We start from the raw sequence: 13,384 nt of genomic DNA, 5'->3' as shown, positions 1-13,384 counted from the left end.
CGAAATATTGTTTGTATAATATAAAAATCCCATCTATTTAATAACAATATAAACATTTGAGTTTTTTGATAAAATATCCTTTAGCTTCTTAACAATAGGAACATCCGCGGGGGCAAAATCATAGCTTTCTAATTCCGATGGGGTTACCCATTGTATTTGACTGTGGGCGGTCAATTGGAAATTGCCATCAATCCATCGGGCGATATATGCAAGCAATCTTATTGCTTCGGTGTCATAATGGTACTCCGTTTCGGTAAAAAATCGTTCCACTTCGATGGTCACACCCAGCTCTTCCTGAATTTCACGGATAAGGCATGCTTCTGGTGTTTCGCCAGGTTCTATTTTCCCCCCCGGGAACTCCCATTTACCAGCCAGCTTTTTATCTAAAGCTCTTTGGGCTATCAACACTTTTCCATCATGCAGAATAACTGCTGCCGTAACCGCTATCATTTTATAGAAATCCTGTTCGTATATTAATAAGGGCTTCTATCTCTCCACATGATATTTGTTTTGGCAGAAATATCAATTGTTAATATCTTGATAGATTTTAAAAAGAAATAGAATGAACTGTTCTGGAATATATATCTTTCAGTTTAAAACTATCGTTTATATGCACCATTTGATGTCGTGTTAACGGCATGAGAATTAATCCTATAAGTGTCTTTTTACCCCAAAACTCCAATAACCAAATAGATTCTTTTTCGTTTGTTAAAACCTGTTCTGACACGAGCCGATTTAATTGTTCTTTTGATGGTTTTCTCTTTTTTTCACGTTCATCAATTGCCAGAATCACTTGTTGAGTATTTCTGCCTACCGCTTTCCGATACTCTAACAATTCATTAGTATTGATTAACGCATCAAATGCATCAACATCATCTTTGGTAAAGGCATTGCCAGTATCAGTAACTTTTACATTAAGTCTATTCATCCACTCAGTATTCAGAATTTGATCAGAATTATTTATAAGAATATTAGAAATTGCATCTTCTATTCTTGTAATATGCCATAGATTCCATGCAATTGAGCTAAAGGAATTAGCCGGTCGATTTTTTATTGCTTCTGGGCTAAGTCCTGTAATTAATCTTTGGTATATGGTCAAAGCAGTCTCTTGTCGAATATCGTGAAGTTCGTTATGCATGTGCAGGCATAAGGAAATACCTTCCTTAAAACCATCGCTTGATGATAACAGCTGAGACAGCATTTTTTGCTTGGGGTTCCATTCCTGAGTTACCGTTACCATAATCTTCTGTATCTAAGTTTACTGTATTCTGCATTGATAGGAAAGACTTTAAAAATCCTTGCATACTGGTTGATACCATGTTATGCTATATGTGTACGTACACGCACATTTCACTAAAAGGAGCCTTCTATGGACAACACAGCATATAAGAAACTGATAAGCGCAGGGGAAGCCGTACTTGGCATTGAGTTCGGTTCGACTCGGATCAAGGCATCGCTCATAACGACCGAAGGAACCCCTCTGGCATCGGGAACTTACGAGTGGGAAAACGCGCTTAAGGACGGTATCTGGACCTACGATCTTGATGAGGTTTGGAAGGGGCTAGCGGGCTGTTATACGGATCTGGTGAACCACGTTCAGGCTGCCTATGGGCTCATACCCCGCCGTTACGCTGCCCTTGGCTTTAGTGCCATGATGCATGGCTATATTGTCCATGACAAAGCTGGTACGCTGCTTACCCCCTTCCGCACCTGGCGAAACAATATCACTGCCCAGGCTTGTGAGGAACTGACCAAACTTTTTCAGTTTGCCATACCGCAGCGGTGGAGCATTGCCCATCTCTATCAGTCCATTCTGGAAAACCAGGACCATGTGTCCCAAATTGATTATATGACGACTCTGGCGGGCTATGTACACTGGAAATTGACCGGCCAGCGGGTATTGGGTATCGGAGATGCATCGGGGATGTTTCCTATCAATCCGGAAACCGGTGATTATGATGAAACTATGCTCAAGGCTTTTGATGTTCTGGTAGCTTCCCGGGGCTACCCCTGGAAACTGCGGGACATACTGCCAAGAGTTCTTCCTGCCGGAGTTGAAGCAGGCCGGCTCAGCGTTGAAGGAGCCCGCTTGCTGGATCCTTCAGGGACTCTGGAGCCGGGGATCCCTCTCTGCCCGCCTGAAGGTGATGCCGGAACCGGCATGGTGGCTACCAACAGCATCAGACCCAATACGGGGAATGTTTCCGCGGGGACCTCAGTCTTTGCTATGATTGTGCTGGAAAAAAGCCTCTCAAAACCCCATGAAGAGATTGATGTAGTGATGACCCCCGATGGCAAGCCGGTCGCCATGGCCCATTCCAACAATGGGTCCTCCGACTTTGACGCCTGGATCGATCTCTTTTCCCAGGCGGTGAAAGCCCTGGGCTATGAAGTCCCTATCGGAAAACTTTATGAAACCTTCACTCCATTGGCTCTTGAAGGGAATGCCGATGCGGGGAATTTGCTCCATATCAGCTACCTTTCAGGCGAACACCTGACGGGCTTTACCGAAGGCAGGCCTCTCTTTGTTCGGACTGCAGATAGTGTATTCACCCTGGAAAATGTTATCCGGTCCCTCCTGTTTACCTCCCTGTGTGCACTCCGGGTCGGTCTTGATGTACTGACTAAGGAAGAGGGGGTACAGGTTCGGGAAATTAGAGGCCACGGGGGCTTCTTTAAGCGGGGAACGACAGGCCAGCGGATTATGGCCGCTGCCACCAATACTGCTGTCAGCCTGCCAGCTACTGCCGGTGAAGGGGGCCCCTGGGGTATGGCCCTCCTGGCGGCGTACCTAGTACGCCACAACCAGAGTCAGAGCCTAGCAGAGCACCTGGACAGCCTTATTTCCAGTAGTATTGGCACTCCCGTTCATCCGGATCCCCGGGACGTGGCAGGCTTTGATGCCTATTACAAACGTTACAAGGAGTGCCTTGGTATTGAGCGGGAAGCAATCAGAGCTCTTAAGTAAATGAATACTGAGAAGCCGGCTGTATAACTGGGTGACACGCTGGCTTTGCCATTTTGGATTGTCGCGGTTTTCGATGTTCACCTGTGAGTCGTTGCTTCTCTATGATATGGGGGCACATTTTCGGGAAGATAGAGATCCAGGGGGATTTCTTCGCGTTTCGGGATAGACTTACCCAGCACAATAGCCCGATAGAGCTGCAGGAGCCCACGCCGCGCCTGGGTTTCTGGCCGCTGGGAAATAATTGCATCCAGAGCTCCTTCCTGGAGAAGCCGGTGGTTTTCCGGCACCAGGTCATATCCAATAATAATAAAGTGGTTGTTTTTTCGTATTTCCCGGGCGGCTTCGGCAATGCGGTGGGCCGATGCACTGGTTACAAAGACCCCTAACAGATCTTCATGGGTATCAAGAAGATTTTTTATAAGGGTTGAGGCAGCCTCAGGATGTTCAAGATCCACCCCCTGTTGCTGAAACACCTTGAGGCCATGTTGATGGGCATATTCATAAAATCCATCCCGGCGTCGTAAGATATGATAATCTTCCTGATGGGCTACCAAAATTCCGAAAGCTCCCCTTTTCCCGCAGGCTAAAAGCTGGGCAAGACGGCCAGCGAGCATCCCTCCCCGGAATGCATCCTGACCGATAACACAGAGCGGTTCAGTTCCGGGCAGGTCTGCATCATAATAAATATAAGGAATCTTCCCCTGGATCGATTCTACAAAGACCCTGCTTTCTTCCGGCATGATGGGTGGCAGGAGAAGCCCGTCACAATGGAGTTTATTGAACTGGTATACCGCATCATGAAAAGAAGCCGGATTATACCGATCATATTCAATAAAAATAGTCTTTATACCCAGGGGGGAGAGTTCCTCCGAGGCAGATTGAAGACCGCCATAACCCTGCCCCCAATATCCCGAATCCTGATCCCGTTGAGGAAGGAGTGCAACAAAGGCAAAGGGACGGCTCCGCTTCAGTCCCCGGGCAATAGGATTGGGGGTAAATCCTGACTTTTTAATTATCTCTTCTATTCTGGCCTTCGTTTCAGGTGAAACTCGGCCCCGGCCGTGCAATACACGGTCGACAGTCCCTATGGAAACACCTGCTAGTTTTGCAATTTCTTTTACCGTCATGGAATATCCTTGCTGTTTATCACTATGAGACTAGATATATTATGTAATGTCAACAGCATATTTTGATAAAAGGCTAGTTTATATATTTATTTTTGAACGGTAAGTACACCAGCCCCTGCATAACGCATGACCAGATTGGGTATATTATTAGCTAAATGTATATCATACTCATAGTACATTGAAGGTTCCCAAGGTCTTGTACTGGTAAAATTCGATGAATTTTGTACACCCTCCTCAAAAATATTATTTCCATTGTAAACTCTACCATAGGAATCTTTGAAACCATAACTAATACCTTTAGCAAAATAATTATTTTCTGCAACAATAGAACAATCCTTTCGAACCCCAATAGCATAGCTATTGGTTCTACCTGCAGTGGCATCCATAAAATATAAATTATTATATATATGTATAGTTGCGAAACGAACCATAGGAAGTCGCTGGCGACAATTTAAAAAATAATTATGATGCAACGTAATAGTCTGGTGATTTATATCAGCTGTATAGCTATCACTACTTCCAATAAGCATGGTCTTATCATGATTTTTAAAGACACACCATGAAATGGTGACAAAATCATTCGTTTTTGTTATATCACACAACCCATCATATACCTGCCATTTTGTTTTAGTACCATCACTAGTTGTAACTGAGTCAAAGTCATTATCACTACGAGCAAGTGTATCTTCTAAAGTGCAATGATCAATCCAAATATACTTTGACTGTTGAATACTAATACCATCATAATTAGCATTAAGCCCATCATTCGCTTCTAAAGCTGGAAAGGGATCGTAAGCATCTTGCAACAGTAGATTACGGATAATAACATTTTGAACATTATTAATAACTAAAGTCCCACCTTTTATACCACAACCAGATGAAATACCAATTATTGTAGTATTACTTTTAACAGGTATTTGGATTTTACTTTTCCATTTATTAACGAGATAATTGTGTACTTTTACAATATCCCCCGAAGGATTATTTGTATACATTACTTTACTTGCATAAAGCCTTTTCCAAGCGCTATAAGAGGTTGCATTATAATCACTGCTTAAAGAATAAGAAGATATCGCCTCTGCGGTATACTTTGCAATAAAAGCATCAAGATCGTTGCTCGATTCGTTTCCTGATGAAGGAAGCATTCCCTCAGTCATATCGATCATACTGGTAATATAGATAATTCGAGCAGAACCACTAGATAGGGCAGCTAAAAGCTCAGCCCGGTTATTGACAGTATAGATTATTCCTCCATAACCACCAGGGCTGGACGGTGGAGTAACAGAGTCGCCAGCAAGATCGGCACTCCCCTTGTAGGATACCCATCCGCTACTAGAATCGTTGGGAGAAATTACAAGTTCTTTTTCAGAAAGACCAGAAACTATAGTCCCTCCAAAATTAGTATTTTCCTTTGCTGTTTCCACTGAATTTATTCCATAACTACAGCAAGAAGTTCCAACCAATATACTGAGAACAGCCCCGAGTGGAATCCATGTATGAATATTATGTTTCATAGTAAACCTCTTATCTCCCAAAAAAATTGGGCTCTATAGAATGTAGAGCCCAAACAATATACTTTTTTAGACAACTATAAATTATGGAATTGGTACCCAGCCACTACTAAAACCAGAATAGGAAAATGATCCATATGTGGCGCCACTTAAAATTGTAGATCTATTAGTATACAATGCTTTAACTTCTTCATCAGAAAGCACATAAGTTCCATGACTTGCAGGTTGATCCGAATATACTGGTCCTGTTACTTCGGTAGTACCATTTGTAGCACCTCGATTAGCAAGATTTAAAGTACCAGAAGAATTATAGGATCCATATTCTCTCCATCCAGCTACTGAACTACTTTTTGATGGATTTGTATCTACCACCGTTGTAGGTAATAAAAAGCCAATTGGTTTTATATGACTATCTATCATACAACTAATAAAAGCCACATTGTCGTAATAAGATGAATTTGAACCTGATGTGGTATATGACCGGGCAAGATACACTGAAGCATCAGGAAGATCAGATTCTCGAGTTAATTTGCAATTTAAGAAGACGAAACCAGCATATCCTGCTATGGATCGAGCCTGAACAATATAGCCTCCATTGTTATTATACCGAGAACGAATCTCACAATTTTCAAAAAGCGCTGTGTTATTTGCACCCCAAATAAAATCCACATCCCCAGAAATTAAACAATCATAAAACCAGCTAAAACCTTTTACTTGGATGGTATCTTGATAACCAGTGAAACTACAATGTTTTGCCACAAAACGACCATTACTATTAAAATAAATAGTTTCTGCTTGATTCGCTGAAGCACTACCCTGGGCATGAATACTCTTAAACCATAGATTCTCAAAATTTATTGAATCTCCTCCAGAAATAAGTAAAATTGCTCGCCCACCTCGTGCAAAGACTTGGTTCAAAGATAAACCAGTTGTCGAATCTGCATTAGTACCACTGCCAGTTCCATTATTAAATGAATCATAGTTATCATACTGAATAATAGTACTATTTCGATCATCTCCAATGACACTGATATTGGATTTATTTCTTAAAAAAAGTAGTTCTTCGTAAACACCAGCGGCAACATAAACAGTATAGGGGGTTGTGTTATTAACAGGAATATAATCCAGAGCACCTTGAAGAGTTGTAAAATCCTTTTTTCCATCAGCACTTACATAAATAGTATTTCCAGTTACTGTAGGCATCTGTTTTGTAGAAAAACGCCAAGTTTCTTTATTGGTAATACCGGTAAACATTTTTCCACCGATAGTACCATTAAAGGTTCCATTATCTATACGAATATAGTAAGTTTTACCATATTTCAGTTTGTTATTATGTGGTATTATTTTGACCTTTTTTCCATCGATAATAATGGGATAGTAATTTACAATCCGAACCTGATTGGGATAAACCTCATCACGCCCTGGCGTATTGCCAATTATATTAATAGTACTAGGCGCTGTCATCAGAGTAAGCTTTTGAAATTCTGTAGCATTGGTAACCGGTTTATCTTCGAGATTTATAGAATCAACTAGACTATCATCATCAGCATCATATATACCAATAATACCACTCGATCCAATTACTGGAGTTGAATCAAAGGTTACCCAAAAATATGTGTCCACATTCACACTTGTAGCATTTGAACGGGGAAATAAAACCTCTGATATTACTCCTTCGCTCCCATTAGACTCTCCAATAGTCTCATTACTAGTATTATGGGGACTACCTGTAAGATTTTCACAGGATATAATAAAAACAGCAATAATAACGACATTAAGGATCTTCATAAAAAGATGTTCTTTCATTCAAGTGCTCCAGAATATTCATTCAATTATCGAAAATTAACTCTGAGAGAGATACACATCTCCCATATTAAATGCTCAATAGTTATTGTTTATTCACATAAATACCATAGATATTTATCCCACTACGCATGCTATAGACATAGAGGGTACTCTCATCTCCTGTATAGGTGGTTTCTATTACCTTAGCAATAGTTGACCCAGGGGCAATACCATTTACAAAGTAAGAGCCACTCAGGTTAGATAATTTTAATTCTCTATCTTCAATACTTGTCCCTGATTGGGCATAGATTTTTATAAGGCTGTTTTTTGTAACTGGAATTGCCAGTACCCTATAGCTCTGCTCAACATCATCGGTATTAAGGTACCCAGTCCCTCCTAGTTTACATCTGTAATTAAAACTAAGGTTATCTATTGTTTTGGTATTTGCATCTACCACAATAGAAGCATTAGTTGTTGCATAGAGGATAACACGGCCTATTATAGTTTTTGTTGTATAGGTCGCAACATCTTTATCAGCGACTGTCCATGTCAGATCTTCCCAAGTTGTAGTAGAACCTCCTGTCCCACTAGAATTGTTAGTAGTATCGTTAGCGTTTCTAATATTATCATTATTGCTAGTGTTTCCCATAAGATCACAACTAGCTAAAACCAACAAACAACCAAAAGTAATTAACGATAATTTCTTCATATTTAATCTCCTTCACATATTAGTCTTTAATAAATAAGACATAATCTAGTAACATACCGGTTTCACCTTTCTTGGCGGGACTATGGGGTTGAATACTTAATGTAATTGTTGTTGTCTCAGAAACGATAAGGTTTATCGGGGTTCGTTTTGTAAGTTCCCAATCTCCAAGAGGTGGATCGGATGGATAGCAACGATAAGGACGTTCATCTAAAAAAACATAAAAAGCATCTTGCGATGGACTTGGCGCTTTTTCATTTACCAATACTGTATAAGAACCAGAAGGTAAAATTACATTAATTGTTGCTAGGGAAGTCTCTTTTTCAAGTCGAACAGCCTTACCTCCTGAAGCTTTAACATCTTCAAGAACAGTTATATCGGTTAGCCCCATTAACTCAACCTCAATTTTTAACTCTTTGGAATTTTCAGAGAAAACTACAGTTTTCATCTTATGCTGGCTAGATTCTTGAAAAGAATTTTGAGATTCATTGGATTTATCACCTGAAGTATCTGTAGCAGAAGATGAAGCAGGTGGTGATACACACGAAAACAGAATAAAACCACCCAACACACTAAGTATTATCATATGCTTTTTCATATAGCCTCCTTATTAAACATGTTCATTTTATAAGGTTATATACTTTTTATTCCGACATCTTTTTGTACGATTCATACCTTATCTTAGCTATAGTGTTAAACTTTATTTTTAATTACATTATATGTACGGTATATTTAAAATTCATGTTGGAATAATACTATAAAATAATGTTATTATTAGTTTGTATATTAGAATTTTTAAAAAGATGACCGATTTTAGAAGGTGTTCCAATATGTTTATTTAGGATTTATCATTATGCAAGTCACTACTAATACATCTCAATATTGCAACAAGACATATACTACTTTGTTTGATAAAGAAAAAATTGAAAATGTAGTTCAACCAGATGTGGTAATTCAGATGTCGGAACCGGTGCTCTATCTTGTAGGCGATTCCACTGTTTGTCCTTTTAATGACACTTATTACTATCCACGGTATGGATATGGAACACAACTATTTCGCTATCTCAATCTTCCCATAATCAATCTTGCTCTTTCTGGTCGAAGTTCAAAGAGTTTTATATCAGAGAAAAACTATCAAACTTTGCTTCAGAATATAAAAAAAGGTGATTTTCTTCTTATCAGTTTTGGTCACAATGATGAAAAACCAGACCTTTTACGATATACTAATGCATCACTCAAAATAGATAATCCTTCATCTTTTCAGTATTATCTTTTTACATTTTATATAAAAATTGCCCTCGATCGAGGTGCTATTCCTATATTGTGTACACCAATTGTACGAAGGAATCCCGCAGGAGAATACGCTGGGATTTATATTCATAGAATTGATGATACACCTAGCTTTCCAGGTGGTGATTATGCTGAGAGTATTCGTTTGCTAGGAAAGCAATTAGGAATTACAGTATTAGATCTTACTCATCGTACTAAAGAATTATATGAAACATTAGGTCCTGAAAAAACAATCATACTTCATGCAAGGATAACTGAAAACCTAAACAGCATTGATAATACTCATATAAATATATACGGAGCTACTTTAATTGCAAATTTATTAGCAGAAGAACTATCAAAAACGAATAATCCACTAACAAAGCACATCATATCACAACGAGTATTTCCACAAGAAGGAATATTATCTCATATGCTTTGTATTTAAAAATGATTATAACAATATCTTCTCATGACTTTTGTAATAAATATCCCTCTTTATTTTGACATCACCTATTCACATAGTTATGATTCAAGAGGAGATGACTATGGTACTGGGAATAGATCTTGGAACAGGTTCAATAAAAATACTATTACAAGACATTAATGGCACAATTCGATGTAGCACCTCAGCAACATATCCAGTTAATTCTCCGGAACCAGGGGCTGCAGAGACAAATCCAGAGTGTTGGTTATCAGCCCTCAAAGAAGCCATTGAACAGGTACAACATCAAAATATAGCTCAAGGCTTTCATGAACTCAAAATTGATGCTATTGGTTTTTCAGGTCAAATGCATGGGATTATACCTTTATCTGAAAAAGGAGAAATCCTTCATTCTGCCATCCTCTGGGCAGACGGTCGAGGATCAGAATTTATACCAATTTTAGAACAATATATTAAAGGCCGAGAAGCCGAAATTATGAATTCTCCAAATGCCGGAATGTCTGCTATTTCCATTTTATGGTTAAAAAAATATCGACCGGAAGTTTATAACAAAGCTCGATGGTTTGTATTCCCAAAAGATTTCATCCGATACCAACTAACTGGACATATTGCGACAGACTTTTCTGACGCATCAGGTAGTTTATTATACAATTTTAAAACTCATAATTGGGATCAAAATCTTTGCAAATTACTCCAGATTGATGAAGAAAAACTACCACCTATTTATAATAGTCTTGAAGTTATTGGATATACCACAGCACAAGCTCTACAATATGGGCTTCCCGATCAAATACCTGTCGTAACAGGTGCAGGAGATACCCCCGCTGCTCTTTTTGGTTCCGCTTGTTTTATTAATAAATCATCACCTTCAAATATTATTCAAATTAGTGTAGGTACTGGAATACAGGTAGTGAGACCCCTTTCATCTATTCCACCGTTCAATCCAACACTTAATTTTTATGAATCAGTTCTTTCAGGACAAAGCTATCATATGGCAGGTATGTTAAATGGTGGTCTTGCATTAGAACATGTTCGAGAGTGGCTTAATATTAACTGGGATGAATTTTATAAAGAATTTGATAAAAACCCTTCTAAAATTCCACAAGATCTTGTTTTTTTACCCTACTTAGCTGGAGAACGTACTCCCTACCGAAATCCTAATGCCCGTGGTAGTTGGATAGGCCTTAGTCTCCAACACACACGACAAGACCTTATGGCATCAGCCCTATTTGGTGTTGCCTGTACAGTTCGCCTTGGTGTTGAAACACTTTTACATTCATATAATACTCTTAAACCAAATCATTTTTCTTTTAGATTAGTAGGAGGAAGTAGCCGCCGCTCTGGCTGGGTTAGATTGTTAGCATCGGTACTTGAACATTCATTACAAATTCTTACTATTTCCGACACCTCTGCAAAAGGAGCAGCCGCCATGGCAAGGACCACAGTATATAAATCCATGCCAGAACAACCTCAGTTTCATGAAATTCAACCCATAGAACTACCAGAACTTGAACAGCTCTATAAATCTTTTTTAGAAAACTATCAGAAGCTCTATCCTGCTAAATATCCTCACACTTAAACTGGCCCACAATTGCCGATAATTTTTTGCTGGCCTCGATATTCTTTTCAGAAATAGACTCGGTTTCCTGTGAGACAGCAATAATATTTTCAGTGTTCCGAGAAATCGTTTCAAGCTGATCAATTAACATATGGCTAGAATCTTTGAGATTTTTCATTTCCTCCAGGATTTGATTTGAACCATCCTTCATTTCACGGGAACCATCTTTTACTTCCATGGTAATATTCTGCATATTTTTAAGAGACTCAAGAACCTGTTGGTTGCCCGTATTCTGTTCCTGCATGGCCTGTTGGATTTCCTGTACCAAATTTTCTACCCGATGCACCAGACTTTCTATATTACCGAAAGCTTCACCGGCATCACTCGAAGTTTGAACAACAAGATCGATAGTCTGCTTTATTTCTTTTAAATTCCTGGCAATATCTTTGGATTGCAGGGCTGCATTCTCTGCCAGTTTTCGTATTTCTTCAGCCACAACCGTAAATCCCCGACCTGCATCACCAGCATGGGCTGCTTCAATGGCTGCATTCATAGCTAATAAGTTAGTTTGGCTTGCAATAGACTGAATAATGCTATTTGCCTCAACAAGATGATCCGAATGGGTCTGTGCTGATTGGGCACTCTGGGAAACATTATCCAATTTTTCACGACCGATCCGAGCGGCTTCCACTAATTCGTTAAACTGTACCGATGCACGGGAGAGATTATTGCTTACTGATCGAATATTACCAACCATCTCTTCAATCGATGCGGAGGATTCGGTAACATTAGCTGCCTGGGTTTCAACTAAAAGTGCCAATGATTCTATATTCCGAACAATTTGTTCCACCGCAGAGGAAGTCCCATTAATACTATTGGTTTGACCATCAATCTTTTTATTCATATCATCAAGACTTATCTTGATATCTTTAGTCACTGCATTCATCGAATCTGCATTGAGTTTAAGCTTCTCCCCAAGTTGCAGCACCGTACTTGCCGCTTCCTTTGCCTGAAGCATAGTTTTATTTAGACTCTCAATAAATTCGTTAAAATAGAATGAAAGTTGTCCAATTTCATCTTTTCCAATCACCGGAAGTTTCTGGGTTAAATCACCTGAACCACAAGAAATATCCTTTAGAGACCTAGTAACGAGCATGATTGGTCTCGTGATAAGCCTGCTTGCAACACCAGCAGCAAACACAATGAGTACAGTAACCAAAAACATGATAATAATTATCATCAAACTGATTCGTTGAACTTCTTTAAAAGTTATTGCTTTCTGTTCACTGACCGATTTTTGAATATCATCATAATAGTTACCCGTCCCAAGAACCCAGTTAAAGGCTGGATTTAAAAGACTATAACTTCTTTTAGGTTCCGGATCTGTCTTCCCTAGTTTTGGGTACCAGTAATCAGTATACCCGCCCCCATTTTTTCCAGCATTAATAATGGCTTCAATTAATCTAAATCCCTTGGCATCCACATCATTTATCCGATTCCTGCCGATATTTTCAGGTTTGCTTCCATGAGCTACATTTACCCCCTCTACTGTATCTGCCCAAAAATATCCCTCCGGTCCATAACGCAGTGCATTCATGAGTGTTTGAGCCAGAAAAAATGCCGTATCCCGATCCAGTTTCCCCTCATCCCGTAATTTCCCAATTGCATTCAGCGTGGTACTAGCCTGTTCGGTCTGCCAGCGGATTTCTTCGTCATATTTACTCATCAACATCGTTTCCAAATGTTGTGCGTTGGTATTTGCCAGCTTGTATAAAAAGAACGCAGCAGTAGCACCAATAGAAAGGGCAATGATAATAACGCTAATCCCAACAAATAAAATCAGCTTAACCGATAGTTTTTTCATTCCTTCTTCTCCTAAAGTTTAAGCATAATTCCTGACTAAAGAGACGTCAAGAAAATTGATAGTTTAATAAAACTAGATATTTTTAATTTTTTATGATATAGTTTTATAGTTTTTTGGATTTTTTAAGTATAATTCTCCAAATATCTCCAAA

At 39.2% G+C, this 13,384-nt stretch carries 11 protein-coding genes; 3 read left to right on the top strand and 8 right to left on the bottom strand.

The window, feature by feature from the left end; all coding sequences use genetic code 11:
* Positions 1-33: 33 nt before the first annotated feature.
* Together mutT and SPICA_RS00285 are read right to left on the bottom strand one after the other, a co-directional pair.
* The gene (gene mutT / locus SPICA_RS00290; RefSeq protein ID WP_013967543.1) at positions 34-450 is read right to left on the bottom strand and encodes an 8-oxo-dGTP diphosphatase MutT; all 417 of its coding nucleotides are present in this window, start codon (positions 448-450) and stop codon (positions 34-36) included.
* Between the two features lie 97 nt (positions 451-547).
* On the bottom strand, positions 548-1,240 hold the full coding sequence (locus SPICA_RS00285) for a DinB family protein (RefSeq protein ID WP_013967542.1): 693 nt from the start codon (positions 1,238-1,240) through the stop codon (positions 548-550).
* Between the two features lie 129 nt (positions 1,241-1,369).
* On the opposite strand from SPICA_RS00285, the gene SPICA_RS00280 reads away from it, so the two are divergent.
* Positions 1,370-2,968: a xylulokinase gene (locus SPICA_RS00280; protein ID WP_013967541.1), complete on the top strand. Its 1,599-nt coding sequence runs from the start codon at positions 1,370-1,372 to the stop codon at positions 2,966-2,968.
* 77 nt (positions 2,969-3,045) lie between these two features.
* Here the strand turns inward: SPICA_RS00280 and SPICA_RS00275 are convergent, their stop codons facing one another.
* The 5 genes from SPICA_RS00275 to SPICA_RS00255 form a co-directional block, all read right to left on the bottom strand.
* On the bottom strand, positions 3,046-4,095 hold the full coding sequence (locus SPICA_RS00275) for a LacI family DNA-binding transcriptional regulator (RefSeq protein ID WP_013967540.1): 1,050 nt from the start codon (positions 4,093-4,095) through the stop codon (positions 3,046-3,048).
* A gap of 86 nt (positions 4,096-4,181) precedes the next feature.
* Positions 4,182-5,609, bottom strand: a complete 1,428-nt coding sequence (locus tag SPICA_RS00270) for a pectate lyase family protein (protein WP_013967539.1) — start codon at positions 5,607-5,609, stop codon at positions 4,182-4,184.
* An 81-nt stretch (positions 5,610-5,690) separates the two neighbouring features.
* On the bottom strand, positions 5,691-7,412 hold the full coding sequence (locus SPICA_RS00265; RefSeq protein WP_013967538.1) for a pectinesterase family protein: 1,722 nt from the start codon (positions 7,410-7,412) through the stop codon (positions 5,691-5,693).
* An 82-nt stretch (positions 7,413-7,494) separates the two neighbouring features.
* Positions 7,495-8,100: a hypothetical protein gene (locus tag SPICA_RS00260; RefSeq protein ID WP_013967537.1), complete on the bottom strand. Its 606-nt coding sequence runs from the start codon at positions 8,098-8,100 to the stop codon at positions 7,495-7,497.
* A 19-nt stretch (positions 8,101-8,119) separates the two neighbouring features.
* Positions 8,120-8,695: a hypothetical protein gene (locus tag SPICA_RS00255; protein ID WP_013967536.1), complete on the bottom strand. Its 576-nt coding sequence runs from the start codon at positions 8,693-8,695 to the stop codon at positions 8,120-8,122.
* 306 nt (positions 8,696-9,001) lie between these two features.
* Here SPICA_RS00255 and SPICA_RS00250 point away from each other — a divergent pair, with 306 nt between their 5' ends.
* Both SPICA_RS00250 and SPICA_RS00245 read left to right on the top strand, forming a co-directional pair.
* Positions 9,002-9,814: an SGNH/GDSL hydrolase family protein gene (locus SPICA_RS00250; RefSeq protein WP_156789596.1), complete on the top strand. Its 813-nt coding sequence runs from the start codon at positions 9,002-9,004 to the stop codon at positions 9,812-9,814.
* A gap of 100 nt (positions 9,815-9,914) precedes the next feature.
* Entirely contained in the window at positions 9,915-11,390 is a 1,476-nt protein-coding gene (locus SPICA_RS00245; RefSeq protein WP_013967534.1) for a xylulokinase, read from the top strand.
* On the opposite strand, the gene SPICA_RS00240 is transcribed toward SPICA_RS00245, so the two are convergent.
* Entirely contained in the window at positions 11,371-13,233 is a 1,863-nt protein-coding gene (locus SPICA_RS00240) for a methyl-accepting chemotaxis protein (RefSeq protein ID WP_013967533.1), read from the bottom strand. The genes SPICA_RS00245 and SPICA_RS00240 overlap by 20 nt on opposite strands.
* Positions 13,234-13,384: the final 151 nt, after the last annotated feature.

The organism is Gracilinema caldarium DSM 7334, assembly GCF_000219725.1.
Classification (GTDB): Bacteria; Spirochaetota; Spirochaetia; order Treponematales; family Breznakiellaceae; genus Gracilinema; species Gracilinema caldarium.
Note: the sequence above shows the minus strand (reverse complement) of the source record. Positions and strands in the feature narration are given on the sequence as shown.

Bases quoted from the DNA above. Each gene is read 5' to 3' on its own strand.
- mutT (WP_013967543.1), bottom strand. From the start codon at position 450: ATGATAGCGGTTACGGCAGCAGTTATTCTGCATGATGGAAAAGTGTTG.
- SPICA_RS00285 (WP_013967542.1), bottom strand. From the start codon at position 1,240: ATGGTAACGGTAACTCAGGAATGGAACCCCAAGCAAAAAATGCTGTCT.
- SPICA_RS00280 (WP_013967541.1), top strand. From the start codon at position 1,370: ATGGACAACACAGCATATAAGAAACTGATAAGCGCAGGGGAAGCCGTA.
- SPICA_RS00275 (WP_013967540.1), bottom strand. From the start codon at position 4,095: ATGACGGTAAAAGAAATTGCAAAACTAGCAGGTGTTTCCATAGGGACT.
- SPICA_RS00270 (WP_013967539.1), bottom strand. From the start codon at position 5,609: ATGAAACATAATATTCATACATGGATTCCACTCGGGGCTGTTCTCAGT.
- SPICA_RS00265 (WP_013967538.1), bottom strand. From the start codon at position 7,412: ATGAAAGAACATCTTTTTATGAAGATCCTTAATGTCGTTATTATTGCT.
- SPICA_RS00260 (WP_013967537.1), bottom strand. From the start codon at position 8,100: ATGAAGAAATTATCGTTAATTACTTTTGGTTGTTTGTTGGTTTTAGCT.
- SPICA_RS00255 (WP_013967536.1), bottom strand. From the start codon at position 8,695: ATGAAAAAGCATATGATAATACTTAGTGTGTTGGGTGGTTTTATTCTG.
- SPICA_RS00245 (WP_013967534.1), top strand. From the start codon at position 9,915: ATGGTACTGGGAATAGATCTTGGAACAGGTTCAATAAAAATACTATTA.
- SPICA_RS00240 (WP_013967533.1), bottom strand. From the start codon at position 13,233: ATGAAAAAACTATCGGTTAAGCTGATTTTATTTGTTGGGATTAGCGTT.